Annotated in this window: 21 protein-coding genes; 9 read left to right on the top strand and 12 right to left on the bottom strand. The window is 68.4% G+C overall.

The window, feature by feature from the left end; genetic code table 11:
* Window positions 1-152: 152 nt before the first annotated feature.
* A complete protein-coding gene (locus QHF84_RS05990; RefSeq protein WP_281312204.1) occupies window positions 153-1,961 on the bottom strand; it encodes an IgGFc-binding protein in 1,809 nt (602 codons plus the stop codon).
* A 442-nt stretch (window positions 1,962-2,403) separates the two neighbouring features.
* A complete protein-coding gene (rd, locus tag QHF84_RS05995) occupies window positions 2,404-2,574 on the bottom strand; it encodes a rubredoxin (RefSeq protein WP_281312205.1) in 171 nt (56 codons plus the stop codon).
* Between the two features lie 169 nt (window positions 2,575-2,743).
* On the opposite strand from rd, the gene QHF84_RS06000 reads away from it, so the two are divergent.
* Both QHF84_RS06000 and QHF84_RS06005 read left to right on the top strand, forming a co-directional pair.
* Complete coding sequence (locus QHF84_RS06000) at window positions 2,744-3,691, top strand: bestrophin family ion channel (protein ID WP_281312206.1); 948 nt, start codon at window positions 2,744-2,746, stop codon at window positions 3,689-3,691.
* Window positions 3,692-3,741: 50 nt separating this feature from the next.
* Window positions 3,742-5,145, top strand: a complete 1,404-nt coding sequence (locus QHF84_RS06005) for a rhodanese-like domain-containing protein (RefSeq protein WP_281312207.1) — start codon at window positions 3,742-3,744, stop codon at window positions 5,143-5,145.
* A gap of 17 nt (window positions 5,146-5,162) precedes the next feature.
* Here the strand turns inward: QHF84_RS06005 and QHF84_RS06010 are convergent, their stop codons facing one another.
* Genes QHF84_RS06010 through QHF84_RS06020 form a run of 3 tightly spaced genes read right to left on the bottom strand, consistent with a single transcriptional unit; the run spans window position 5,163 to window position 7,740 of the window.
* A complete protein-coding gene (locus QHF84_RS06010) occupies window positions 5,163-6,323 on the bottom strand; it encodes a DegT/DnrJ/EryC1/StrS family aminotransferase (RefSeq protein WP_281312208.1) in 1,161 nt (386 codons plus the stop codon).
* Between the two features lie 12 nt (window positions 6,324-6,335).
* Complete coding sequence (locus tag QHF84_RS06015) at window positions 6,336-7,337, bottom strand: GDP-mannose 4,6-dehydratase (protein WP_281312310.1); 1,002 nt, start codon at window positions 7,335-7,337, stop codon at window positions 6,336-6,338.
* A gap of 19 nt (window positions 7,338-7,356) precedes the next feature.
* The gene (locus tag QHF84_RS06020) at window positions 7,357-7,740 is read right to left on the bottom strand and encodes a hypothetical protein (RefSeq protein WP_281312209.1); all 384 of its coding nucleotides are present in this window, start codon (window positions 7,738-7,740) and stop codon (window positions 7,357-7,359) included.
* Between the two features lie 222 nt (window positions 7,741-7,962).
* On the opposite strand from QHF84_RS06020, the gene QHF84_RS06025 reads away from it, so the two are divergent.
* On the top strand, window positions 7,963-8,787 hold the full coding sequence (locus QHF84_RS06025; protein WP_281312210.1) for an endonuclease/exonuclease/phosphatase family protein: 825 nt from the start codon (window positions 7,963-7,965) through the stop codon (window positions 8,785-8,787).
* A 128-nt stretch (window positions 8,788-8,915) separates the two neighbouring features.
* On the opposite strand, the gene QHF84_RS06030 is transcribed toward QHF84_RS06025, so the two are convergent.
* Window positions 8,916-9,701 (bottom strand): enoyl-CoA hydratase, encoded by a 786-nt coding sequence (locus QHF84_RS06030; protein WP_281312211.1) that lies wholly within the window; start codon window positions 9,699-9,701, stop codon window positions 8,916-8,918.
* Window positions 9,702-9,706: 5 nt separating this feature from the next.
* Window positions 9,707-10,552: a nucleoside triphosphate pyrophosphohydrolase gene (gene mazG, locus QHF84_RS06035; protein WP_281312212.1), complete on the bottom strand. Its 846-nt coding sequence runs from the start codon at window positions 10,550-10,552 to the stop codon at window positions 9,707-9,709.
* 83 nt (window positions 10,553-10,635) lie between these two features.
* Here mazG and QHF84_RS06040 point away from each other — a divergent pair, with 83 nt between their 5' ends.
* Window positions 10,636-11,796 carry a hypothetical protein gene (locus QHF84_RS06040; protein WP_281312213.1) on the top strand — a complete coding sequence of 387 codons (1,161 nt, stop codon included), beginning with the start codon at window positions 10,636-10,638 and terminating at the stop codon, window positions 11,794-11,796.
* A 45-nt stretch (window positions 11,797-11,841) separates the two neighbouring features.
* Here QHF84_RS06040 and QHF84_RS06045 read toward each other — a convergent pair whose 3' ends face one another.
* Complete coding sequence (locus tag QHF84_RS06045; RefSeq protein WP_281312214.1) at window positions 11,842-12,480, bottom strand: NAD(P)H-dependent oxidoreductase; 639 nt, start codon at window positions 12,478-12,480, stop codon at window positions 11,842-11,844.
* Between the two features lie 51 nt (window positions 12,481-12,531).
* Entirely contained in the window at window positions 12,532-13,137 is a 606-nt protein-coding gene (locus tag QHF84_RS06050) for a hypothetical protein (protein ID WP_281312215.1), read from the bottom strand.
* A gap of 196 nt (window positions 13,138-13,333) precedes the next feature.
* On the opposite strand from QHF84_RS06050, the gene rlmN reads away from it, so the two are divergent.
* From rlmN to QHF84_RS06065, 3 genes are read left to right on the top strand one after another with little or no spacing between them, the layout of a single operon-like run.
* Window positions 13,334-14,521 carry a 23S rRNA (adenine(2503)-C(2))-methyltransferase RlmN gene (rlmN, locus tag QHF84_RS06055; protein ID WP_281312216.1) on the top strand — a complete coding sequence of 396 codons (1,188 nt, stop codon included), beginning with the start codon at window positions 13,334-13,336 and terminating at the stop codon, window positions 14,519-14,521.
* Window positions 14,522-14,570: 49 nt separating this feature from the next.
* Window positions 14,571-15,965: a biotin carboxylase N-terminal domain-containing protein gene (locus tag QHF84_RS06060; RefSeq protein ID WP_281312217.1), complete on the top strand. Its 1,395-nt coding sequence runs from the start codon at window positions 14,571-14,573 to the stop codon at window positions 15,963-15,965.
* A 16-nt stretch (window positions 15,966-15,981) separates the two neighbouring features.
* Window positions 15,982-17,784 carry a phospho-sugar mutase gene (locus tag QHF84_RS06065; RefSeq protein WP_281312218.1) on the top strand — a complete coding sequence of 601 codons (1,803 nt, stop codon included), beginning with the start codon at window positions 15,982-15,984 and terminating at the stop codon, window positions 17,782-17,784.
* 121 nt (window positions 17,785-17,905) lie between these two features.
* Here the strand turns inward: QHF84_RS06065 and QHF84_RS06070 are convergent, their stop codons facing one another.
* Window positions 17,906-19,345: a helix-turn-helix transcriptional regulator gene (locus QHF84_RS06070; RefSeq protein ID WP_281312219.1), complete on the bottom strand. Its 1,440-nt coding sequence runs from the start codon at window positions 19,343-19,345 to the stop codon at window positions 17,906-17,908.
* Window positions 19,346-19,546: 201 nt separating this feature from the next.
* On the opposite strand from QHF84_RS06070, the gene aceB reads away from it, so the two are divergent.
* Complete coding sequence (gene aceB, locus QHF84_RS06075) at window positions 19,547-21,187, top strand: malate synthase A (protein ID WP_281312220.1); 1,641 nt, start codon at window positions 19,547-19,549, stop codon at window positions 21,185-21,187.
* A 21-nt stretch (window positions 21,188-21,208) separates the two neighbouring features.
* Entirely contained in the window at window positions 21,209-22,495 is a 1,287-nt protein-coding gene (aceA, locus tag QHF84_RS06080; protein ID WP_281312221.1) for an isocitrate lyase, read from the top strand.
* A gap of 369 nt (window positions 22,496-22,864) precedes the next feature.
* Here the strand turns inward: aceA and murI are convergent, their stop codons facing one another.
* The gene (gene murI, locus QHF84_RS06085) at window positions 22,865-23,692 is read right to left on the bottom strand and encodes a glutamate racemase (RefSeq protein ID WP_281312222.1); all 828 of its coding nucleotides are present in this window, start codon (window positions 23,690-23,692) and stop codon (window positions 22,865-22,867) included.
* Window positions 23,689-25,035, bottom strand: coding sequence for a homoserine dehydrogenase (locus tag QHF84_RS06090; protein WP_281312223.1), 1,347 nt, complete (start codon window positions 25,033-25,035; stop codon window positions 23,689-23,691). Before QHF84_RS06090 ends, murI begins: the two co-directional genes overlap by 4 nt.
* Window positions 25,036-25,124: the final 89 nt, after the last annotated feature.

The following is a 25,124-nucleotide window of genomic DNA, read 5'->3' on the forward strand; positions in this document are numbered from 1 at the left end:
GGGCAGAAGGGTCTTTTTCGCCCGCGTTGCCCATGCGGGTCCCGTATGTCGTCGAACCATCACGCGATGTCCTCTGTATCATTGTCCCGGCCAGACCGGGTGGCCGTTGCGCGCCCTCCCTTCACGCAAGGCCACCCTGGCGTCATGGACGGTCACTTCGGCGTCGGCGGAACGACGATCTCGTTGATCGGCAGGAATCCGGCGCCCGCCGGATAGGCGTACGAAACGCGGAGCGTCTGCTGCGTCGTGCCCCAGCCCCAGACGGTGGCGCCGAAGGGCAGCGCGCTCGACATCTCCTGCGGCCCGTTCGTGCAGCCGTCGACACCCTGGAAATCACCCTTCACGAGGTCCACGCGGGTGAACTCGTAGTCGCCGACGGGCTGCCACCCGTCGAGCTCGCCCTTGCACTTCAGCGTGACGGGGGCAAACTCGCCGGTCGTCTTCGACTTGACACGCACCACGACGAGGCTCGTCTCCGGGTACGTCGGGTCCGTGAAGAGCACGTAGCGCTTCAGGAACTGCTGCGGCGGCACCACGTTCACCCAGTCCGGATCGCCGACGTTCGCGAACGGCGCGCCGCCCGTCATGTAGGCGCCGAAGTAGAACGGGTGCTGCGCGTCCTGGCTGCGCACCACGAACGGCCCCGGATCCTCGAACTCGAGGACCTGGCCCTGGTTGATCATCGCGGGCGCGCCCGCGGGTTTCGTGGGCGTCCAGGTGAGGACCGTCCCGTCGACCGCGCCGACGAGCCGCCAGAGCGACGACTCCTCCGACGAACCCGACCGGCTCTTGTACCGCACCGCGACGTATTCGTTGCCGAGCGCGCGCACCGGCGCGAGCTGCTGCTGGCCCGAATCGCAGTCGTCCTGCATCGACGGCACGTTCATGCATTTCGACGCGCCGAACACGGCCACGGGTTTGTCCGAGCCGATGGGGCTGCCCGTGAGCTCCTGGGGCTGCGTGATCTGCAGGAACTGGCCCGCGTTCAGCATGTACTCGACGGGCTTGTTCGCCTCGGACGCGGGGATGCCGCCGCCGCCGACGACCGCCACGTTCGGCAGGAGCGTGACCTTCGTGTTGTCCTGATGCGCGAGGATCGCCATCGAGGGCCAGGCGTCGCTGAAGACCTCGCTCGCCTTGTACGCGTTGATCGCGAGATAGTTGGTGTCCCAAGCGCTCGTCGGGAGCAGCAGCGTGGCCGAGGTGACGTACGCCTGACCGCCGCCGTACGGCGAGATCTGGTAGGCCACGACGGGGTAGTCCGTGGTGATGTGGAAGGCGTCGCCCTTGCCCGTGTCGATCACGCCGGTCTCGAGGTTCAGCGCCGCGGGCTTCGGGCAGTCGACGACGCTCGCGCCCTGCGACTTGCGCGACAGGAACAGGATCGCCACCTGCCCCACGTCGATCCCCGTCGCCGCGTTGTAGGGGTCGTACTGGATCGTGCCGTTCGCGCCGATGCTCGGGATGAACGCGAACGTCGCCGGATCGAGCGTCGAGCCCTTGCGCGAGACCTCGAGGTGCACCGGCTTCGACCAGGTATTCGCCACGAATGCCGCGAAACAGGCGCCGTCCGCCTGCGGCCGGAGCGCCGTCTTCAGCGCCCAGTAATCGCAGCCGTACGAGCTCTTCGACTCCTCGGCGGCCTGGCAGGGGTTGTCGATACACTTCGCATTCGCGCAGCCCTGGTCCGGGGTGCATTGCACCTTGACCTGGCCATAACAATCGACGACCGCCGTGAGGTCGTTCGAGCACGTGTCATCGCAGCCGACGCCGCTGTCGGTGTCGATGATGACGCCGCCGGAGCCGCCGTCGCCCCCCGTTCCCCCGGGCCCTCCAGGACCCGTGCCGGCGCCAGACGCCTCCGGGTCCCGATACGAATCGGTGCACGCGGCATACGCCGTGGCAGCGAGGAGCGCCGAGATCGCGAGCGAGAAGCTCGAAGCCCAGCTGGACTTTTTCACGCAAACCTCCCTTTCCGGCAATCGGTCACGAGGGTACCACGATCAGCAGGCTTCGGTACGGGGACAAACCCCGACTTCCTCCGCGTCTTCCCGGGCGAACACCCTCGCGGAGACAGACTCCGCGCGGAACGCGCGCAGCGAGGCCGGATCGATACGTCCATTCGAATGCGCCGTTCCTTTCCGTATCACAGCCACTCTCTTGGCTGCTCGCCCGCTCGACGACCGGCCAGCCTCGACCAGCCTTTCGTCGGCAGCACCGACGAGGGGTGTCGGTGGTGTATCCTCTATAACCTTTAGATGGTAAGTAACGAGCCGATCCTAGCCGACGTCGAAAAGCCCCGTCAAGGTCCGCCTCGCGGAGGCCTCGCCGGGATCTTGCCATGTGTGAAGCCATGGCCCGCACGCCCAGAGCGCACGAGCCGGCCGATGACGTTATCGCAGTTCAATCGTCCATCGGCTCGAAATCAGCCTTCGAGGCACCACATTCGGGACAATACCAGTCGTCCTTGAGGTCCTCGAACGCGGTGCCCGGAGCGACGCCGCTGTCCGGATCACCGATCGCCGGATCGTAGACGTGGGAGCACACGAGGCAGCGGTATTTCTTATTCTTCATCGGCGTCGTCCCTCGGGAAGGGGGCCCTTATATCCTCGACCCGCCCCGAAGGGTAGCCTCGTGAAAGCCGAAGCTTCTCCACGAGGAAAACGAAAGGGCGCGCGGCCGCCGCGCCGATTGCAAGAGAGAAGAAAACCACGGATCCTTCGGACCCCAACGAACGATCCGCATGGTCATCAGCAACACGCTCCCCTGGCTGAACATCCTCCGGATGCATGCGCCTCACCTCGCGGTCGTGTTCGCGGTGGCGCTCGGTCTGTACCTCGCGGACGCGCTGCTCGGCGTGCGGGTGCCTTTCTCGCCGACGCCGTTTTCCATCGTCGGCGTGGCGCTCGCCATCCTGCTCGGCTTCCGGAACAACGCCTCGTACGATCGCTGGTGGGAGGGGCGCAAGCTCTGGGGCGGCATCGTCAACGCCTCGCGCGCCCTCGCCCGGCAAACGACGACGCTGCTCGAACCCGGCGTCGCCGAGCCCACCTCGGGCGCAGCGCCCGGCGACGACACGCTCGCGGCCGCGCTGAAGAGAGAGATCCTCTACCGGCAGATCGCCTACGTGCACGCGCTGCGCGCCGTGTTGCGGCAGCAAAACGCGCTGGAGGGCCTCGCGCCGTTCCTCCCGGCGGACGAGCTCGCGGCCCTCGCGCAGCAGAAAAACGTGCCCGTCGCGCTGATGCAGACGAACGGCGAGCGCCTCGCCTTCGCGCGGAGGGCGGGCCTGCTCAGCGAGGAGCGACTGCTGCGCATCGACGCGACGCTCGTGGACCTCATCGGCCTGCAAGGCGGATGCGAGCGCATCAAGAACACGCCGATCCCCGCGGGATACCGCGTCTTCACGCACCGGAGCGTGCGGGCCTATTGCTACGTCCTGCCCTTCGGGCTCGTCGAGCACCTCGGCGCACTGACGACGATCGTGGTGATGGCCGTGACCCTCATGTTCCTCGTGCTCGACACGATCGGCAGGTTCCTCGAGGACCCGTTCACCACGGGCCCGAACGCGCTGCCGCTCATGAGCATCACACGCAACATCGAGATCAACCTGCGTCAGGCCCTCGGCGAGACGGATCTCCCGCCCGCCATCACGCCGACCACGAACGGCAAGATCAGCATTCTGCTTTGAGGGCGCCGCCGCGGAAAAACGGCCGCCCAGGAAGGATCGAAGGATCACCCATGAGCACGCCCGAAGGCACGCCCCCGCAGCCGCAAGCCGAGCCGCCGCCGGTGCGGCTCCTCCGGACGAACTGGGTCACCGAGATCCGGCGAACGGAGAGCGGCATACCGACGCTCCCGCCCTCGTTCGTCGTGTCGCAAGGCCGCCTCGTCGAGCTCGTCGACGTGCGCGACGAGGCCGATCTCGAAGGCCCGCTCGGACACGTGCCGGGCGTGCGCTGGGTGCCGACGAAGGACGTGGAGCGAATCGCGGACGTGCTCCCGCAAAACGCGCTCGTCATTCTGATCTCGCGGTCCGGGGATCGATCGGCGACGGCGGCGAAGCTGCTCGAAGCACGCGGGATGACGTTCGTGGCCTCGATGGAAGGCGGGATGCTCGCGTGGAGGAACGCGGGATATGCGACCACGCGCGACCCGTCGTTTCGAACGCGTACGATCGAGACGCTCGCCTGGAACCCGGGGATCTACTCGCCCTCCGAAGGCGGAACGAGGCCGCTCGCGCTCGCGGAGATCGAGGGCCACGTCGGGGATCCCCGATCGGTGCGCTGGGTGAAGATGAGCGCGTTCCTCACGCACGGGAAGATCTCGTGCGTCGACGGCCGCGACGATCACGGCGTCGTGGGCACGCCCGGCGGCGACGCGGGCGAGCTCTTGCTCGCGCTCGCCGCGACCGAGCTCGTCACGGGGCGGCCGATCGGCGAGGGCACGCTGGGCGCGATCCTGGAGCGGTACCTCGACACGTTCGGGCACCTCTACCTGCACACGGACACGCACGCGCTGAACAAGATGATCCTGTCCATGCGCGCCGATCCGCGCCTCGCGGACGTGCTGCCGCCGCGGGAGACGCAAGGCCCAGGCTGGCGCAAGTACATGGCCCGTCCGCCCGAGCCCTTGCAGCCGCTGATCCTGGAGCACCTGATCGTCCCTGATCACATCGGCTGCGGCCACCTCCGGCTCATGTTCCAGAACGGCGAGGAGTACGGCGTGCGGCAGGATCTCGTGCGCGCATTCCTCCGGGCCTACTACACGATGCGCTGGAGCGGCTCGACCGAGGCCGAGTTCGTGGTGCTCGGCGGCGGCCATCAGGAGGGCGCGGTGGTGAGCGTGCGCCTCGCAGAGGAGGTCTATCCGTTCACGCTCGTACCACTCGTGTCCCCCGCCTGCGGCGCGACGCAGATGTTCGTGGCGCACCCCGACGTGACCGCGTTCCTGCGCCGCCAGATCGCCGTGTTCATGACCATGCAGAAGGCGACGGGCCTCGTGCGCGCCGATCGCGAGCGCCTCTACGAGCGCATGACCACGCTCGGCGAGCGGCAGCTCACGGCCACGCTCGGCCGCCTCGCCAAGGGGCTGCCGCACTACGTGGTCCGCTTCGAGGAAGATCAGTCGTTCGGCGTGTTCTGAGCCCGGAGCGTTCGCGTTCAGCCCGGGAAAACGTCTCGCAGCGACGCGTCGAGCGCCGCCACGACCTCGTCGACCTGCGCGTCGGTCATGCGCGGGTAGAGCGGGAGCGTGAGCTCGCGCGGGGCGAACGCGTCCGTGCGCGCGAGGCCCTCGCAGCGCACACGCTCGGTCGAGCCGTGGAAAGAGAAGGCGTGGATCGGCGTGTAATGCACGCTCGTCTGGATGCCGCGCGCCTTCATGGCCGCCATCACGGCCTCGCGCGGCGCGCCCTCGGGCAGGAGCACGGGCATGATGTGGTAGGCGCCCTCCCCCACCCCGCGCGCCTCGAAATCGCGGAACGGGATGCTCACGCGGCTGATCGCGGCGAGGCGCTCGCGGTACCGCGTCACGACCGCGCGGCGCATGCGGTTGCCCTCGGCGAGGCGGCCGAGCTGCACGAGGCCGATCGCGCTGCGGATCTCGTCGATGCGATAGTTCTGCCCCGCGAGGACCACGTCGTAGGAGAACGCGTGCCCCTTGTGGCGATCGAGCGTGAGCGTGGTCATCCCGTGCGATCGCAGGAGCTTGCAGCGCTGGCGAAGCTCCTCCGTGCGCGCGGCGACCGCGCCGCCCTCGCCGGTCGAGAGGTTCTTGTTCGAGAAGAAGCTGTAGCAGCCGACGTCGCCGATCGTCCCGAGCGCGCGGCCCTTCCAGGTCGCGAGCGGCGCGTGCGCCGCGTCCTCGATCACCGCGACGCCGTGCTTCTCGGCGATCGCGAGGATCGCGTCCATGTCGCACGGGTAGCCGGCGTAATGCACGACCGTGATCGCCTTCGTGCGCTTCGTGATCTTCCGCTCGACGTCCGCGGGATCGATCGTGAGATCGTCCGGCCCGACGATGTCGGCGAGCACGACGTTCGCGCCCGTCGTGAGCGCGGCGTTCGCCGTCGCCACGAACGTGAGGCTCGGGCAGATCACCTCGTCGCCGGGGCCCACGCCCACGGCGAGGTAAGCGAGGTGCAGCGCGGCCGTGCAGTTCGTCATGGCGAGCACGCCCGTCGTGCCGAACGCCTCGCCGAGCGCGCGCTCGAAGGCCTGCGTGCGCTCGCCCATCGTGAGCCAGCCGGAGGCCACGACGTCGGCCGCGGCCTGGGTCTCTTCAGGGCCGAAATGAAGGTCGCAGAGGGGAATCTTCCACATGTTCGGATCCGATCAGATCGCGTACTCGTCCGGCCGATAATCGGCGATGCGCTCGAGGACGTACGCCCACGTCTTCTCGAGGCCCTCTTCGAGGGTCACGCGCGGCTCGTATCCGACGAGCTCCTTGGCCTTGCGGCAATCGGCGAGCAGGAGCTCGACCTCGCTCGCGTCGGGCCGCACGCGCGCGTCGTCCGTCTCCAGACGGGCCGGCTTGCCCGAGACCTGGAAGATGAGCTCGGCGAGATCCCCCATGGAGATCGTGCGGCCGCTGCCCACGTTGATGACCTGCCCGAGGGCGCGATCACTCGCGCCGACCGCGAGAAACCCCGCCACGGTGTCGCCCACGAAGTTGAGGTCGCGCTTCGGCCGCGTGCTGCCCACGCGCACGACGTCACGGCCGGCCGCGAGCTGCTTCATCACGCTCGGGATGAACGCGCGCGACGACTGGCGCGGGCCATACGTATTGAAGGGGCGGATCGTGGCGACCGGCGTGCCGAACGAGAGGAAATAACTCTCCGCGAGCTTGTCCGCGCCGATCTTCGTGGCCGAGTAGGGCGACTGCCCCGTGAGCGGGTGCGCCTCGTCGATCGGCGCATACCGCGCCGATCCGTACGTCTCGCTCGTCGACGTGTGCACGACGCGGGCGCCGTGCTCGCGCGCCGCTTCGAGCACGTTCAACGTGCCCGACACGTTCGTCGCGACGTACTGGTGCGGGGCCACGTACGAGTAGGGGATCCCGATCAGCGCGGCGAGGTGGAAGACCACGTCCGCGCCCCGCACGAGCTTGCGCACGCAGGCGCCATCCTCGACGTTGCCGAGGACGACCTCCACATGCGCGAGCACGCTCGACGGGACGCGATCGAGGTGTCCGCGCTGCGAGCTCGACGTGTAGCGGACGAGCGCGCGCACATTCGCGCCCTCGCGCACGAGGGCCTCCACGAGGTGGCTCCCGATGAAACCCCCCGCGCCGGTCACGACCACGCGCTTGCCTGCGTAAAACGAGCTCGCTTCCATCACGGGATCCTGAGTTGCGTCACTTGACGATGATGTCGCCGGCCGGCGCGCCCGCGCCCTCGGTCATGCCCTTTTCGCGGTGCACGCAGAGGCCCTGCTTGCAGTAGCTCTCGGGCGTCGGCGTGGCGCACTTGAGTTCGGGCTCCTCGCACTGGCCCTTCTTGTAGTTCTCGGCCATCGGCTTGATCGTGTCGATCGTCTGGCCATTCACGGGCTTGGCGCAGCCGGGCCACGCGCTCTGCTTGCAGTCCGCGTCGACGTTGCAGTGCTGCGCCTTGTTGAGGAGGTCGTAGGCCTCCCCGCGGATCTTGTCGCACTCCTTCGGGTCCATCTTGCTCGAACACCCGAGCGACGAGAAAAGGGCCAAGAAGGCCAGGGCTCCCAGGGTCACGACGCGTTTCATCGCCTCCGTCCTTTCCCTTCGACGCTTGGGGCCCGCTCGGACGAGCCGAGCTACGCCCCAAACCCCGTTCCGAGCGCCTTGCTACCACGGCTCGGCGCGCACGTCTCGGTCGGCCAAGGAGGCCGCGCACGCACGCACGCTCGGAGTCCGAAAAAATTACGCCGCGCGACGCCCCCTCGGCCGCTCGCCTGAGCCGCCATCGTGACGTAGCCCGAGAGGAGCATGGAACGGCTGCGCGTCCTCACGCTCAACATCTGGAACAAGAAGGGTCCCTGGGAGCGGCGGCTCGAGCTCATCCGCGAGGGCATCCGCCGTCTCTCCCCGGACGTCATCGGACTGCAAGAGGTCATCCTCTACAACGACCGCACGCAAGCCGACGAGATCCGCGAAGGCCTCGGCTACGACGCCGCCTTCGGCATGGCCCACGATCTCGGCGACGGCATGCACTTCGGCAACGCCGTCCTCTCGCGCTTCCCGATCGAAAAACGCATCGTGTGCCCGCTGCCCACGGCCGGCGACGAGGAGCGACGCGCGCTCCTCCACACGAAGATCCGCACGCCCGCAGGGACGCTCCCGTTTTTCGTGACACACCTCAACTGGAAGTTCCACGACGGCGTGGCACGCGAGTCCCAGGTGGTCTCCATCGCCGAGTACGTGATGCACGAGACCCCGATCGGCGCGGATCTCCCGGCCATTCTCGTGGGCGACTTCAACGCGGTGTCACACTCGGCCGAGATGCGCTTTTTGCTCGGGCTCCAGTCGCTCGGAGGCAAGAGCGTGCACTTCACCGACTGCTTCGAGCACCTCGGCGCGCCCCCGGGCTACACGTTCGACTCGGAGAGGAACCCATACGCCGCGCTGACGCACGAGTTCCCGCGGCGCATCGACTACATCCTCGTGCGCGGGCCCGAGCTCGGCACAGGCCGCGGCAAGCCGCTCTCAGCCGAGGTCGTGATGACCGAGCTCCACGACGGCGTCGCAGCCTCCGATCACTACGGCGTGTTCGCAGAGATCAACGTGCAGGAACTCGGGCGGCGTTTGCATTAGCGCGTTGGAGGCGCCTCGCCGGGGTTTCACCCCGGACCCGACGAGGGGCTGTCCGCCCCTCGACCCGGACCAGGGCGCAGCCCTGGACCAAGGGTGCATCGACCGCGATGCGGTCGATGCAGGCGGGATTATTTGCCCTGGAACGAGGGGTCGCGCTTCTCCATCCAGGCGAGCACGCCCTCCATGCAGTCGGCCGACTGCAGGAGCTTCACCTGCCCAGCCTTCTCGCGATCGAGCGCCTCGTCGATGGTGCTGCCAAGGCTCGAGCGGACGGCGCGCTTGATCTCGGCATACGCAAGCGGCGGGCCCTTCGCGAGGCGCGCGGCGAGCTTCATCGTCTCGGCGCGGAGATCGGACGCGGGGAGCACGTGGTTCGCAAGGCCAAGCGAGAGCGCGCGATCCGCCGTGACGCGATCGCCCGTGAGCATGAGCTCCATCGCGCGCCCAAGGCCGATGAGGCGCGGCAACCAGAACGATCCGCCGCCGTCCGGCATGAGCCCGATCTTCACGAACCTCTCCTCCAGGTACGCATCCTGGCCGAGCATCCGGAGATCACACGCGAGCGCGAGGTCACAACCAAAGCCCACAGCCGGGCCCTCGACCATCGCGATGAACGGCTTCGGCGCGTTCACGATCGCGCGAATGATCCCGTGATAGCGATCCATGATCGCGTCGAGGCCACCCGCGGCCTGCAAGCTGCCCATTGCGTTCTTGAGATCGGCGCCCGCGCAGAACGCGCCGCCCGCGCCCGTGAGCAGCACCGCGCGCACCGACGCGTCCGCGCCGAGCCGCGGCAGCGTCTCGAGAAGCGCGCCGAGCAGCTCGTTGTCGAGCGCGTTCTTCGCCCGGGGCCTGTTCAACGTGACGACGGCGACGGGGCCTTCGTGCTCGACCAAGAGGACCTGTTCGGACATGCGCTTTACCTACCCGATTTCTTGGACTCCTCCCAGTAGACGTCGAGCTCCTCGAGCGTGAGGTGATCCTCCCCGCCCGGATCGGGCCAGCCGCCATGGCGCTCGCGAACGCGGGCTTCGACATGGTCGAAGCGGCGCGTGAACTTGTCGATCGTGCGGCGCAGCGCGCTCTCGGCGTCCACGTTCACGTGCCGCGCGAGGTTCACCAGCGCGAAGAGCGCATCGCCGAGCTCCGCCTCGATCGCTCCCGTGTCGCCCGTCGCGATCGCCTCGTCGAGCTCGCGGATCTCCTCGGCCACCTTGGCCCGTGATCCCGCGACGTCCGGCCAGTCGAAGCCCACACGCGCGACCTTCTCGCCGATGCGCTGCGCCCGCACGAGCGCCGGCAAGCTGCGCGGCACGCCCGACAAGATCCCTTGTTCGGGCTTGTCCGCGCGCTCCTTCGCCTTGATGAGCTCCCAGTTGCGCAGGACCTCGTCCGCGCCCTCCACGGTCATGTCCGCGAAGACGTGCGGATGCCGCCGCACGAGCTTCTCGCAAATCGCGGCGACCACGTCGTCCGGCCCGAACGCCCCCTCCGCGCGCCCGAGCTCCGCCTGGAACACGACCTGCAGCAAGAGGTCGCCGAGCTCGCCGCGGAGCTCTTGGCGATCGCCCGCGTCGATCGCGTCGATCACCTCGCACGCCTCTTCGAGCACGTACTTGCGCAGCGTCTCGAACGACTGCTTTCTGTCCCAGGGGCAGCCATCCGGCGCGAGCAGGCGTTGCATGAGCTCGACGAGGCGGGGGAAGGTCTGACCGCGCTGCTCTTCGAGCGGGGGCACGACGACGGGATCAAAAGGCCTGGCCATGACGAACCCGTAGCACGCGCGGCCCACGTGGTCCGTCCTCGTATCCCGCCCAGGCGCGCCAGAGGCCGGTTACCATGCCGCGCGTGAACGCCTCGCCCCCCCCTCCGCCCGCGCCGGCGCGCTCGTGGCGCTGGGCCGTCCTCGCCATGGTCGTCGTTACGCAGGCCGTGTTTTTCTACACCCGCTGCGTGGTGGACGAACGCCCCACCGTGGACACGTTTGGAATGCCGAACCCGTACCTCGAGCGACCGATCATCCAGGATCGGGGCATGCTCGGCACGCGCGCGCCGGCGCAGCCCGGGGATCTCGTGGTCTCGCAGGGCAAGGCCCTCATCGCGGGCCTCGCGACCGATGGGACCCGCGTCTACTTCGGCGAGTCGCTCCTCGGGCAGCAGATTCTCGCGGTGCCCGTGGCGGGCGGCGCGGAAATCGTACTTGGATCGGGGCGCATGCCGCTCGACGTCGCGCTCGGTAAGGACGTGCTCGTCGTCGCGGACGGGGGCGGCCTCATGACCGACGGGCAAGGCACGATCACGGCCTTCCCGCTCGATGGATCGGGCGAGCCGCGCGTGCTCGCCTCGCGGCTCGTGCTGCCGAGCGCGGTGGCGGTCTCTGCGACGCACGCGTACTGGATCGACGGCGGCACCGTGGAGCGCGATTACATGGACGGCTTCGTGGCACGCGCGCCGCTCGCGGGCGGGGCGCACAAGGTGCTCGCGGCGGGCGAGCGCGCGCCGACTGGGCTCGCCGTGGACGCGACGCACGTGTACTGGGCGCGGCAAGACGTGAACAAGCAGGGCGAGGTCGTGCGGATGCCGATCGGCGGCGGCCCGATCGAGGTCATCTCGTATGGCCAGGACCGCGTCAAACGCATCACGGTCGTCGGGACGAACCTGTACTGGATCTCCGCGAAGGATCTCGAGGGGACGCGCGCCACGGTGCGCAGCGCGCCCGTCAAAGGCGGCCCCGCGCTGGACGTCGCGGTCGCCGAGAGCCGCATGTGCTCGATGGCGATCGACGGCGAGTCCGTCTACTGGTCGGATCCGGGCGAGATCACTGGGGCGGGCGCGAGCGTGCGCGGGCGCATCCTGAAGCAGCCCCTCGCGGGCGGTGAGCCGACGGTCCTCGCGAGCGGCCAGGATCGGCCGTGTTACGTCGCGGTGGACGCGGCGCACGTCTACTTCAGCACGCAGAGCCTGGAGCGGGTGAAACGGGCGCCGAAGAACCCGGCTTCAGCGCCTTGATGCTCCCCTCTCCGCGAGGGAGAGGGGCTCAGGGTGAGGGAATCTTCAGAGCGACTTGGCGAGCTCGCCGGCGCGACCGATGGCTGCTTCGAGCGCCTCTTTCGCGACCTGCGGGCCGCCGAGGCCCATCGGCTCCGCGATGATTTCGTGGAACGGGCCGAGGCCCATGAGCCCGAGGATCGTCTTGAGGTATGGCACCTGAAAATCCCACGAAGCGAAGGGCGATCCCGGCGGATACGCGCCGTCGCGCGACACGAGCAGGACGACGGGGCGCCCGCCGAGCAGGCCTTTGAACTCGCCCTTCTGCACCTCGAATGTGAGGCGCGCCTGCACGACCGCGTCGATCCAGCGCTTGAGCTGCCACGGGACCGAGAGGTTCCACATGGGCGTGGAGAGCACGATCAGGTTCGCCTGGTGGAGCTGATCGGTCCACCGGCTGAGCGCGTTCCAGCGCGTGGCCATCTCCTCGTCGAGCTCGCCCTCGCCGTACAGCATCTCGAACTTGGTCTGGACGTCCCACTCGTCCCAGGCCGGCAGCTTCTCCGCGTCCCGCACGAGATCGACCTCGACGCGATGCGTGTCGGGGTTCTTCTCCAAGTATGCGCTGAAAAACGCGTTACGAAGCTTGCGCGTCCGCGAGCGCTCGGCCCGCGGAAGCGCGAACAAGTCCAGCACGATCCCCATGACGTTTTTCTCTTCCCCTTGTTCGCAAGAGCCGCGAGGCGAGCCCGACGATCAGGCGACGGCCGCCCACTCGACGTCGAACTCGAGCTGCGACCCTTGCGCGCCCGACGTGCTCCGGAGCCCTCGCGCGAGGTTGCGCACGCCGGCAAGCAGCGGCTCGTTCGACGTGGAGAGCCACGCGCCGCCGATCGCGACCTGACCATCGATGTGCACGCGGAAGCTCACCTTCTCGCGCGCGGCCGAGATCTCGAACGTCCCTGCGCCACGGGTGAGCGCGAAGCGGGCGAGATCCGAGACGGCCGACTGCAGAAGCATGCCTCGGTTCCACTCCATCCCGAGGTAGACGCAGAGGTACCGGACGTAGTTGCGCAGGGTGATCACCGAGATGTCGTCCTTCACGACGACCGTCTTCATCGGCTTCGGCACCGCGCCCATTTCTCGGAGCAGCTTGCGCTCGAGCTCGGTGGCCTCTTCCACGCTGAGCTCGCGGAGGTTACGCACGAGGAAGCTGATCAGGCTCGCCTTGCCTTCGGAATCCAGCGCGTCGATGTCCTTGTCGGCACGCGCTCCCAGCACCTCCACAGCGGCGTCGAGGGACGAACCATCGACATACTTCGTCGCCACTCGCCGCGCTGCCTGGGAAAAGCTGACACCCATGGTGTACTCCCTAGGTCCGTTCTTTTTCGGGATTCACCCAGGCTACGACAGATTCCATCACCCGTAAAGCAAACGGGCCCGAGGGTCCGTCTCGGCCGTTTCGACGGCCGATCCCGACGTTTCGAGTCTGTGCTCGCGGCAACTCTTGTTCGCTCCCTTGCCGCTACGTCTCGCGCGCATTAACCACGACGCCATCGTGAAGCCTGCCGCATCCGTTCATCCCATCGCGCGCCTCCCCGAAGAATGGCGCGACGCGCTCACCTCGCGCGGCGAGCGGGCCTTCGCGGCCAAGCAGATCTTCGGCTGGATCCACCGTCACGGCGTCGTCGATCCCGCCGCGATGACCAACGTGTCCGCGCGCCTGCGCGCCTCGCTCGCCGAGGAGGGGCTCGGCTCCATCGCCGAGATCGTGCACGTCCATCGCTCGGCCGACGGCACGCGCAAGCTCGTCGTGCGCTTGAAGGACGGCGCCACGATCGAGACGGTCCTCCTTCCCGCGGTGAGCGGCCCCGGCGCGCGCTCCGAGCCCGACATCGACGCCGACGCGGCCGTCGCGGACGACGAGGAGGAGGAGGACGACGCGGCGGCGGAGGAGGCGTTCCGCGGCAAGATCCGCGTGACCCAGTGCATCTCCACGCAGGTCGGCTGCGCGATGGGCTGCGTGTTCTGCGCGAGCGGCGTGGCCGGGTGGAAGCGGCACCTCGGGCCGGAGGAGATCGTCGCGCAGGTCCTGCTCGGACGCGCGCTGCTCGATGAAGGCGAGGCGCTGCGGAACGTCGTGTTCATGGGCATGGGCGAACCGCTGCACAACTACGACGGCACGGCCCGCGCGCTCCGGCTGCTCACGCACCCCGACGGGATCGCGCTCTCCACGCGCCGCGTGACCGTCTCGACCTCGGGCCTCGTCCCGGAGATCGAGCGGCTCGGGCGTGATTTCAACGGGCAGATCGCGCTCGCGATCTCGCTCCACGCGGCCGACGACGAGAGCCGCTCGGCGCTGATGCCGATCAACAAGAAGTACCCGATCGCGGAGCTCCTCGCGGCGCTCAAGGCCTACCCGATGCAGCGGCGCCGGCGCATCACGATCGAGTACACGCTCGTCTCCGGGAAAAACGACGACGTCGCCGAGGCGAAGAAGCTCGCGCGGCTCCTCCGAGGCGTGCCGGTGAAGATTAATTTGATCCCGATGAACCCCATCGAGGCCTCGACGCTCGGTCCACCCGAGATGGCGCGCGTCTTCGCGTTCCAGAAGGCCCTCGTGGACGCGGGTTACTCGTGCTTCATCCGGCGCCGGCGCGGCGACGACGTCTCGGCCGCGTGTGGGCAGCTCGTGCTGCTCGGGGCGAAGCCCAAGGTCAAAGGATTCAGGAAGTCGGCTTCGTAAATCGACCGCTCTTGACGTCCCGCGGGCACACGCCCAGATCGCTGGGACCGTGTTCGAAAAGATCCTCATCGCCAACCGCGGCGAAATCGCCTGCCGCGTCGCCCGTACCTGCAAGCGCCTCGGGATTCCCGTCGTCGCCGTCTACTCGGACGCCGACGCGAATGCCCCGCACGTCCACATGGCCGACGAGGCCGTGCGTATCGGGCCGCCGCCCGTCAAGGACAGCTACCTCTCGATCGAGGCGGTCATCGCCGCGGCCAAGCAGACCGGCGCGCGCGCGATCCACCCGGGCTACGGCCTGCTCAGCGAAAAAGAGGCCTTCTGCCGCGCGGTGAACGACGCCGGCATCGTCTTCATCGGTCCGCGCCCCGAGGCGCTCGACGCCTTCGGCGACAAGATCAAGGCGCGCGAGGTGGCCAAGCGCGTGAACGTGTCTCCGCCGCCCGGCACGGACGGGCCGATCAGCGCGGACGACGTCGAGTTCGCCACGCGCGAGGCCGAGCGCATTGGCCTGCCGATCCTGGTGAAGGCTGCGGGCGGCGGCGGCGGCATCGGCATGCAGATCGTCGAGGACCTCGGAAAACTGCCGCGCGCCCTCACGGCTTGCTCGGATCGCGGCAAGAGCGCGTTCGGCGACGCGCGCGTCTACCTCGAGCGCTACATGCGCGCGCCCAAGCACATCGAGGTGCAGATCCTGGCCGACACGCACGGGAACGTGGTCGCGCTCGGCGAACGCGAGTGCAGCGTGCAGCGCCGGCACCAGAAGATCGTGGAGGAGTCGCCCTCGCCGGCCCCGTTTTTCCAGGGCGAAGCGGGCGAGGCCAAACGGAAGGAGCTCTTCGAGCAGGCCAAGCGCATCGTCCGGAGCGTCGGGTACATCGGCGCCGGCACGGTCGAGTTCGTCGCCTCGGGCGACGGCGACATCTTCTTCCTCGAGGTCAACGCGCGGCTCCAGGTCGAGCACTGCGTGACCGAGATGGTCTGGGGGATCGACCTCGTCGAGCAGCAGATCCGCGTCGCCGCCGGCGAGCGCCTCGCGCCCGAGGTGCTCGCGGCCGAGGGGCGAGGGCACTCGATCGAGGCGCGCGTCTACGCCGAGGATCCCGCGAAAAAGTTCGCCCCGCAGCCCGGGCGCATCGCGAAGCTCGTCTGGGCCCCGGCCGGCGGCGATCTGCGGATCGAGACCGGGGTCGAGGAGGGCTCGGAGGTCACGCCCTTCTACGATCCGATGATCGCCAAGATCGTCGCGTCCGGCCGGAGCCGCGCCGAGGCGATCGCCCGGCTCGACGAGGCGCTCGCCCAGACCACGCTCGAGCTCGTGGGCCCCGCCGGGCCGGCTGCGACGAACCTTCCGTTCCTCCGCCAGGTCCTCGCGTCGGAGGCATTCGTGGGGGGACGGTACGACACGCTCTTCGCGGAGGCGCTGGCGAAAGAGAAGCGGTGATACAACTGTCCGCACGATGACCGACCTCCTCGAACGCGCCCGAAGCTGGATCGAAGCCGACCCCGATCCCGAGACCCGCAAAGAGCTCACCCACCTCGTCGACGTCGCCTCCTCCGCCGCTGATCCGGCGCAGAAGGCGAGCGCTTTGCGGGACCTCGGCGAGCGCTTCGCGGGTCCGCTCGAGTTCGGCACGGCGGGGCTACGAGGCGTCATCGGCGCGGGCGAGACCCGCATGAACCGCGCGGTCGTTCTGCGGACGACGGCCGGGCTCGCGCGGTACCTGCTCGCGACGGACGAGGCCGCCGCGCGCGCGTGTGGGGTCGTGATCGGCTACGACGGCCGGCGGATGAGCCGCGAGTTCGCCGAGGACACCGCGTGCGCTTTCGCCGCGGCCGGCATCCCGGCGATCCTCTCGCCGATCCCCTGCCCCACGCCCGTCACGGCGTACGCGGTGCAGGCGCTCGGGGCCGTCGCGGGCGTCATGATCACGGCCAGCCACAACCCGCCCGAATACAACGGCTACAAGGTCTACTGGGGCAACGGCGCGCAGATCATCCCGCCGCACGACAAGGGCATCGCGGCCGCGATCGACGCCTCGCCGGCGGCGAAGGACGTGCCCCGATCGGATCTCGAAGCGGCCCGCGCGCAAGGGCTCGTTCGTTCGTTCCCAAACGATCTCGACGATCGGTACCTCGCCGCGATCGCAGCACTCTCGGTGCGGGGTGACGGCGATCGATCGCTCTCGATCGTGTACACGCCGCTGCACGGCGTGGGGAACCGGCTCGTGCGGGCGGCGCTCGCGGCCGCGGGGTTTGCCCGGGTCACGACCGTGCCCGAGCAAGCGGAGCCGGACGGCGCGTTCCCGACCGTGGCCTTCCCGAACCCCGAGGAGAAGGGCGCGATGGATCTGTCCTTCGCGCTCGCTGCGCGCGAGGGCGCGACGCTCATCCTGGCGAACGATCCCGACGTCGATCGCCTCGCCGTCGCCGTACGCCGCTCCGAGGGTGGATACGTGCAGCTCACGGGCAACCAGGTCGGCACACTGCTCGGCCATTACTTGCTCACGCGCACGCCGGCTTGCCTCGCGGACGACGTCCCCGTCGAGGACGCGGGGAAAAAACTCGTGATCGCGTCGATCGTCTCGTCGCCCATGCTCGGCGCGATCGCGCGCGCGCTCGGGGTCCGCTACGAGGAGACGCTGACGGGCTTCAAGTGGATCGCGAACCGCGCGATGGATCTCGAACGTACGGAGGGCGCGACGTTCGTCTTCGGGTACGAGGAGGCGCTCGGGTACACGGTGGGCACGCTCGTGCGTGACAAGGACGGGATCGGCGCGGCGCTACTCTTCGCGGAGCTTGCGAGCGTGCTCCAGGCTGGTGGCAAGAGCGTGCTCGACGAGCTCGAGGCCCTCTCGCGCCGGTATGGCCTCTATGCGAGTGGCCAGCGCTCGGTGACGCTGCCTGGCACCGAGGGTGTCGCGCAGATCCAGGCCGCGATGGATCGGCTGCGCGCCTCGAAGCCCTCGCATGTCGGCGCGCTCGCCGTGCTGGCGCTCTCCGATTTCCAGGCGCAGGTCCGCACGCTCCCGGACGGCCGCACCGAGCCGCTCACGCTCCCGAAGAGCAACATGATCGCGCTGGATCTCGAGGGCGGCAGCCGCATCATCGCGCGGCCGAGCGGGACCGAGCCGAAGATCAAATTCTACTTCGACATCCGCGAGCCCATCACGCCGGGTGAGGCTGTCGCCGTGGCCGAGGAACGCGCCAAGACGCGCATGGCCGAACTCGAAACATCCCTCTCTGCGATCGTGGGCATCTGACCTCCCTTGCATCGACCGCATCGCGGTCGATGCACCCAAGGTCCAGGGCTGGCCCTGGTCCGGGTGCAGGGGCGGACAGCCCCTGCTCGGGTCCGGGGTGAAACCCCGGCGCCACGCCGCCTCATCGCTTCGGCACAGGCCCGAAAAAGCTCACGCCACGCATGTTCTCGTCGATCCTGAGCGGGTGCTGCATGGGCGGGAAGACGCGCTGCTCGCAATCGTGGTGCTCGCAGAGCCTGCACGTCACGCCCACGGGGACGAGCGCCTCGTTGCTCTCCACGTCGACGCCGTCCGAATAGACGAGCTCGCGTGCGAACCTCGCCTCGCAGCCGATGCTCACCGACAGCATCGAGTGCGGCGCGTGGTAGCCGCCGCGATCGTTTCGCACGGTCCTCGCGACGCAGAAATACTTCGTCCCGTCGGTCATGCGCGAGAGCTGCACCCGGATCATCCCTGGCGTCAGGAACGCCGTGTGAACGGCCCAGCGCGGGCAGGCGCCGTTGAAGCGCGCGAAGCGGATGCCCGAGCCGCTGAAGCGCTTGGAGATGTTGCCGGCGATGTCGATGCGCAAGAAGTGGAAGGGCACGCCTTCCGCGCCGGGCCTGCGCAAGGTGGTCAGGCGGTGGCAGACTTGCTCGAAGCTCGTGCCGAAGCGATGGGCCAGAAGCTCGATGTCGTAACGCTCGGCGCGCGCGGCCTCGTGAAACGGGACGTACGGCATGAGCAGCGCGGCTGCGAAGTAATTGGCGAGCGCCACGCGGGCGAGCGCGCGTGACTCGGGCGTGGAGAGGCCGCTCTCGCCTTCGAGCAGTTTGTCGATCGCCTCGCTCGCCGAGAGCAGGCCGATCTGGTGGGCGAGCTGGAAGCGCCTGCTGCGTGGGGGCAGGAGCTCGGACAGGCTGAGGCGCCGCGCCTCGCGATCGAAGCGGCGCATGGCTTTGCGTTCGTCGGCGACGTGCAGCAGGCGGACCTCGACGCCGTGCTCCTTTTCGAGGAACCGCACGAGCGAACGGTAGACGTCGTCGGATTCGAGCCTGCCGCGGGCACGGATCTCGTCGGCGGCGTCCTCGAGCGTGGGGAAGTGATTCATGTGCCGCTGGAGCAGGTCGCTGACCTCTTCCGTCGGCAATCGCGTGGGCTCGACGCCGGCCACGCCCTCGCCGCCCTCGAGCCGCTCGGAGAGCGTCTCTGCGGATTCTCGGGTATCGCGATATGCGCGATACAGCGCGAGCACGGCCTTTGCGAGGGCAGGAGAGCTGCCGGCGAGCTCTTTGAGATCGCTCGTCGTGACGCCGTGGTTGTCGAAGAGCGGATCTCCGAACGCCTCGCGTAAATCCGAGACGATCGAGGCGTCGCCGCCCGTCCCGAACGTGGACAGGTCGAGCTCGAAGAGCTGCGCCAGCTTGATGAGCATGGGCGCCGTGAGCGGGCGCCGGTTGTTCTCGATCAAGTTGAGGTAGCTCGGCGATATCCCCAGCCGATCGGCGAGTTGCCCTTGCGTCATGTTTTCGCGTCGACGCAGCGCCCTCACCTTTCCGCCCAGCATCGTATTTTCGGCCATAGCGCAAAGCAGCGGAGCTCTTGCGGTTTGCCCCATTACTGCCAAGGCCAGTTTACAACCTTTACAACTGTGACTGCAAGTCAAACGATGGAGTCGTACATACGTAACATCCTGAATTTGTTTCGTTCATTGACGACAGAGGGCAAACGCCAAATAGTTCGTATGTCACGACGCGCAGCGTTGGACGCGGAGCGTTGAGCCATGCACGGAACCTCCTCTCCCGTCACGATCCTCGGCCCGACAACCCCCTCGCAGAGCGATGTGCTCACGCCCGAGGCGCTCCAGTTTGTGATCGACCTCACGCGCGCCTTCCGAGGGCGCATCGACGCGCTCCTCGCCCGGCGAGCCGAGCGGCGCGCGCATTTCCTCGCCGGCGAGCGCCCCGATTTCCTCGAAGAGACAGCCGAGCTCCGCGCCGCAGATTGGTCCGTCGCCGCCATCCCCGACGACATCCAGGACCGCAGCGTCGAGATCACCGGCCCCGTCGACCGGAAGATGATCATCAATGCCCTGAACTCCGGCGCAAACGTGTTCATGGCCGATTTCGAGGACGCGACGTCGCCGACATTCGCGAACCTCGTCGAAGGGCAAAAAAATCTGGCCGACGCCGTGCGAGGGACGATCGGGTACGTCGATCCCACTTCGGGCAAGTCGTACACGCTCGGTGAGCACACGGCCGTCCTCTTCGTTCGCCCGCGAGGCCTGCACCTGCCGGAAAAGCACATGCTCGTGGACGGAAAGCCCGTGCCCGGGTCGCTCTTCGATTTCGGCCTGTACTTCTTCCACAACGCCCGCGCCCTCGTGGAGCGCGGCAAGCGCCCCTATTTCTACCTGCCAAAGCTCGAGAGCCACCTCGAAGCGCGCCTCTGGAACGACGTCTTTCTGCGCGCACAGGCCGAGCTCGATCTGCCGCCCGGCACCCTTCGCGCCACCGTGCTCATCGAGACGCTGCCCGCTGCGTTCGAGATGGACGAGATCCTCTACGAGCTGCGCGAGCACTCGGCCGGGCTGAACTGCGGCCGCTGGGACTACATCTTCAGCTTCATCAAAAAGCTCGGCGCAGACCCGGCATTCATCCTGCCAGACCGGAGCCTGGTCACGATGGATCGTCCGTTCCTGAAAGCCTACACGGACCTCGTCGTCAAGACGTGCCACCGCCGCGGCGCACACGCGATGGGCGGAATGGCCGCGCAGATCCCGATCAAAGGCGACGAAGCGCGTAGTCGTGCCGCCCTGGACAAGGTTCGAGCGGACAAACTCCGCGAGGTGCACGCCGGGCACGACGGCACGTGGGTCGCGCACCCGGGGCTCGTGCCGATCGCGCGGCAAATCTTCGACGCGCACATGGACGGCCCGAACCAGATCGACGTGAAGCGCGAGGACGTGAACGTCCAAGCCGAGGATCTCCTGCGTGTCCCCGACGGTCCGCGCACCGAGGCGGGCCTCAGGCACAACATCAAGGTGGGCATCCTCTACATCGAGGCGTGGCTGCGCGGCATCGGGTGCGTGCCGCTTTACGACCTCATGGAGGACGCCGCGACGGCCGAGATCTGCCGCGCGCAGGTGTGGCAGTGGCAGCACCACGGCGTGTCCGTCGAGGGCGAGCCGCTCGATCACGCGCGGCTCGTCCGGACGATCGACGAGACGATGGAAGAGCTCGCGAAAGAGCGCGGAGCCGAGGCATTCGCCCACGGTCGCTTCGAGGAGGCACGCGAGCTCTTCACGACGCTGACCACCTCGGACGAACTCGAAGAGTTCCTCACGCTGCCCGCGTACGAACGTCTCCTCGCCCTTTCATCCACGTCGGCGGGGGAAACCGAGAAGGCGCCCGTCGCCGCATGAACCGCTGAAGGAGAGAGTCGCATGTCCGTCGCGTATCCGCTTCCCATCCGCACCACCGCCGTTTCCGAGAGCGGCCTCGTGCCGAACCGCTTTCAAGGCATCGTCCGCCCGTACACGGAGGCCGATGTCGAGCGCCTGCGCGGTTCATTCCAGATCGAGCACACAATCGCGAAGCTCGGCGCGCAGCGGCTCTGGGAGCTCCTGCACACCGATGACTACGTGGCAGCACTCGGCGCGCTGACGGGCAACCAGGCAATGCAGCAGGTGCGCGCGGGTCTGAAAGCGATCTACCTGAGCGGCTGGCAAGTCGCGGCGGACGCAAACCTCGCAGGCGAGATGTACCCGGATCAGAGCCTCTACCCGGCGAACAGCGTCCCGAGCGTGGTGCGCCGGATCAACCAGGCCCTGCTCCGCGCCGACCAGATCGATCACGCCGAAGGCAAGCGCGAGCGGCACTGGCTCGCGCCCATCGTGGCAGACGCAGAAGCAGGCTTCGGCGGGCCGCTGAACGCATTCGAGCTGATGAAAGGGATGATCGAGGCAGGCGCCTCCGGCGTGCACTTCGAGGACCAGCTCGCATCGGAGAAGAAGTGCGGCCACATGGGCGGCAAGGTGCTGGTGCCGACGAGCCAGTTCGTCCGGACACTCGTAGCAGCACGGCTCGCCTCCGACGTGATGGGCGTGCCGACGCTGCTCGTGGCCCGCACGGACGCCGACAGCGCAAAGCTGCTGACGAGCGACGTCGACCCACGCGATCGGCCATTCATCACAGGCGAGCGCACGCCCGAGGGCTTCTTCCAGTTCAACGGCGGTCTCGACGCAGCCATCGCACGCGCGCTCGCCTACGCGCCGTACGCAGACATGCTCTGGTGCGAGACGAGCACGCCAGACCTCGAAGAAGCGCGCAAGTTCGCCGAGGGCGTGCACGCAAAATTCCCAGGCAAGCTGCTCGCCTACAACTGCTCGCCGTCGTTCAACTGGAAGAAAAACCTCGACGATCTGACGATCGCAAAGTTCCAGCGCGAGCTCGGAGCCATGGGCTACAAGTTCCAATTCGTCACGCTGGCCGGCTTCCACGCGCTGAACCACGGGATGTACGAGCTCGCGCGCGAGTACAAAGTGCGCGGCATGAGCGCCTACTCGGAGCTGCAGCAAGCCGAATTCGCCGCAGAGAAGAGCGGCTACACGGCCACGCGCCACCAGCGCGAAGTGGGCACAGGCTACTTCGATCAGGTCGCGCAGGTGGTTTCGGGCGGCCTCGCCAGCACGCTCGCGCTGAACGAGTCGACCGAAGCGCACCAGTTTTGACGGGTGTGTGCGCGTGCGCGGGGCGTTGCCCCGCACCCCAGAAGGGGGCTGTCCGCCCCCTTCACCCCGGACCAGGCACGGCCTGGACCGCGGGCGGAAAAACCGCGCGATGCGCGGTTTTTCCGACGGGCCCGTGGCAAGACCGGCGAGGGGCTGGCCAGCCAAAACAGCAGGGTTGACGTGTCGGCTGGGGGCGGCAGCGCTGCCGTTTCGGCTGGCTAAGGTCGTTCCTGGTCTTGCCACCGGCTGTTCGATGAACTGCGCATCGCGCAGTTCATCGACCCCGAGTCCAGCGCTTGCGCTGGTCCGGGTCCAGGGGTGGACAACCCCTGGTCGGGTCCGGGGTGAAACCCCGGCGCTACGCTGCCATCAGAGATCGATCTGGTGCACGTCGCCGAGTGGCTCGCCGAGGAACCGCTCGGCGACCGTGGAAAAACTTTTCGGTAGATCCGTCACGAAGAGTTCGAGCTTGCCTCGTGCTGACCGGGTCGTGCGTTGCCCGCGCTCGGCGAGGAATGCGGAGACGTCGTCTGCGGTCGCTGATGCGCTGTCCACGATTGGGATCGGCGCGCCTGCGAGTGAGGCGGCTTCGGCCTCGATCACTCGCTGGAGCAGGGGGAAATGCGTGCATCCAAGCACCACGCAACGTGCCCCTGCGCGCACGAGTGGCTCGAGGTAACGCTGCGACACGAGACGCGGCACTTCCCCTTCGAGCCACCCTTCCTCTGCGAGCGAGACGAGCAGCGGCGCGGGTTGACCGAATACCTCGGTCCGCGTGGAGAGCGAGGCGACTGCGCGGGGGTATGCGCCCGAGGTGATTGTTCCGGTCGTGCCGAGCACGCCTACGGCGCCGCCTTTTGCTGCTGCGACGGCTGCTCGCGCGCCGGGCACGATCACGCCGAGCACGGGCCGGTCGAGCTCCACGCGCAGCATGTCGAGTGCGACGGCGCTCACGGTGTTGCAGGCGACCACGATTGCCTTCACCCCGCGGTTCACGAGCACGCGCGCGCAGCCGAGCGCGTAACGCACGACGGTCTCGGCGGATCGTGTCCCGTACGGCACGCGCGCGGTGTCGCCGAGGTATACGATGTCTTCTGCGGGACAACGTTCGCGGAGTGCGCGCACGACGGTCAGACCGCCGAGACCGGAGTCGAAGACGCCGAGTGGGGCGTCGGGATCCAGGTGGAAGCTCGTCACGAGACCTCGATGCGGTAAAGGCGCGGCGGCGCCGCGAGGAGCCCTTCTGTGCGCATACGTTCGAGCGCCGCGGTCACATTCCCTTCACGCGCCACGTGGGTGATCACCACGATGTCGACGGGATCGCCCGGCGCGGCGGGGCGCTCCGGCTGCACCATCTGCTCCAGGCTCACGCCGAGCTCGCCTAGCTCGCCTGCGATCCGCGCCATGAGCCCCGGGCGCTCCGGCGCCGAGAGGCGCAGGTAGAACCGGGTCTCGACGTCCTCCTGCGGCTTGAGCGGGCGTGGCTCCATCGCGATGCCCCGCGTGAGCAAGCCCGATGCGCCGGCCACGATCGAGCGCCCCACGTCGAGGATGTCGCTCACCACGCTCACGGCTGTCGGCAGATCGCCGGCGCCGCGGCCGTAGAGCATGCATGGGCCGAGCGCACGGCCTTCGAGGAGGATCGCGTTCAGGACGCCCGACACGTTCGCGAGCACGCTCGTCTTCGGGATGAGCGTCGGGTGCACGCGGAGCTCGATCGCGTCGCCGAAATCACGGCCGATCGCGAGGTGCTTGATCACGTAGCCGAAGCGCTCGGCATAACGATGATCCCGCTCCTCGATGCCCTCGATCCCCTCCACGTGCAGCGCGCTCGCGGGGACACGCGCGCCGAAGGCCAGCATCGCCAGCACGCAGAGCTTGTGCGCGGCGTCGTGGCCGCCCGTGTCGAGCGAGGGATCCGCCTCCGCGTAGCCCTTCGCCTGGGCCTCGCGCACGGCCTCGTCGAGCCCGAGCCCGCCCTCGCGCATGCGCCCGAGCACGTAGTTGCACGTGCCGTTCACGATGCCTGCGAGCCGCTCGACCCAGTCGCTCGCGAACGCCTCGCGCAAGGTGCGGATGATGGGGATGCCGCCGCCCACCGCGCCCTCGAACGCGAGATCGGTCCCACGCGCGATCGCGAGGTCCACGAGCCGCGGCCCGTGCTTCGCGAGGAGAAGCTTGTTCGCCGTGACGACCCCCTTGCCCGCTGCGATCGCGCGCTCCACGAGCTCGAGCGCGGCCTCCTCGCCGCCCATCACCTCGACGACGACGTCGATCTCCGGGTCGTCGACCACGTCCTCGGGGCGCGTCGTGATCCAGCGCGGATCGCAGGCGGCGACGCGTTCTTTGCGGGGGTCGCGGACGAGCACGCGGCGCACTTCGAGCGGCGCGCCGACCCTTCCTTCGAGCCATCGAGCGTTCGCGGCGCAGAGCTCGAGCACACCGCCGCCCACGGTGCCGCACCCGAGCAGGCCGAGTCGAATGGAACCGCGCCGCGGAGTCGTCGCAACGGCCTCCTCGGCGTTCGCAGGGCCACGCATGGGCGCGGAGCTTAGCAGGGCCCGGCCCACGTCAAAGAAAGCCGCGCGGCCGTGATTTCACGCGCCGCGTTTGCCGCTTCTCCCGCGCG

The sequence above is a fragment of the Polyangium sp. y55x31 genome, assembly GCF_029946505.1.
In the GTDB taxonomy this organism is placed as follows: Bacteria; Myxococcota_A; Polyangia; order Polyangiales; family Polyangiaceae; genus Polyangium.

What these genes read in the sequence shown, in the direction of transcription:
- rd (WP_281312205.1), bottom strand. Translation starts at nt 2,574, where the DNA reads ATGAAGAATAAGAAATACCGCTGCCTCGTGTGCTCCCACGTCTACGAT.
- QHF84_RS06000 (WP_281312206.1), top strand. Translation starts at nt 2,744, where the DNA reads ATGGTCATCAGCAACACGCTCCCCTGGCTGAACATCCTCCGGATGCAT.
- QHF84_RS06005 (WP_281312207.1), top strand. Translation starts at nt 3,742, where the DNA reads ATGAGCACGCCCGAAGGCACGCCCCCGCAGCCGCAAGCCGAGCCGCCG.
- QHF84_RS06010 (WP_281312208.1), bottom strand. Translation starts at nt 6,323, where the DNA reads ATGTGGAAGATTCCCCTCTGCGACCTTCATTTCGGCCCTGAAGAGACC.
- QHF84_RS06015 (WP_281312310.1), bottom strand. Translation starts at nt 7,337, where the DNA reads ATGGAAGCGAGCTCGTTTTACGCAGGCAAGCGCGTGGTCGTGACCGGC.
- QHF84_RS06020 (WP_281312209.1), bottom strand. Translation starts at nt 7,740, where the DNA reads ATGAAACGCGTCGTGACCCTGGGAGCCCTGGCCTTCTTGGCCCTTTTC.
- QHF84_RS06025 (WP_281312210.1), top strand. Translation starts at nt 7,963, where the DNA reads ATGGAACGGCTGCGCGTCCTCACGCTCAACATCTGGAACAAGAAGGGT.
- QHF84_RS06030 (WP_281312211.1), bottom strand. Translation starts at nt 9,701, where the DNA reads ATGTCCGAACAGGTCCTCTTGGTCGAGCACGAAGGCCCCGTCGCCGTC.
- mazG (WP_281312212.1), bottom strand. Translation starts at nt 10,552, where the DNA reads ATGGCCAGGCCTTTTGATCCCGTCGTCGTGCCCCCGCTCGAAGAGCAG.
- QHF84_RS06045 (WP_281312214.1), bottom strand. Translation starts at nt 12,480, where the DNA reads ATGGGGATCGTGCTGGACTTGTTCGCGCTTCCGCGGGCCGAGCGCTCG.
- QHF84_RS06050 (WP_281312215.1), bottom strand. Translation starts at nt 13,137, where the DNA reads ATGGGTGTCAGCTTTTCCCAGGCAGCGCGGCGAGTGGCGACGAAGTAT.
- QHF84_RS06065 (WP_281312218.1), top strand. Translation starts at nt 15,982, where the DNA reads ATGACCGACCTCCTCGAACGCGCCCGAAGCTGGATCGAAGCCGACCCC.
- QHF84_RS06070 (WP_281312219.1), bottom strand. Translation starts at nt 19,345, where the DNA reads ATGGCCGAAAATACGATGCTGGGCGGAAAGGTGAGGGCGCTGCGTCGA.
- aceB (WP_281312220.1), top strand. Translation starts at nt 19,547, where the DNA reads ATGCACGGAACCTCCTCTCCCGTCACGATCCTCGGCCCGACAACCCCC.
- aceA (WP_281312221.1), top strand. Translation starts at nt 21,209, where the DNA reads ATGTCCGTCGCGTATCCGCTTCCCATCCGCACCACCGCCGTTTCCGAG.
- QHF84_RS06090 (WP_281312223.1), bottom strand. Translation starts at nt 25,035, where the DNA reads ATGCGTGGCCCTGCGAACGCCGAGGAGGCCGTTGCGACGACTCCGCGG.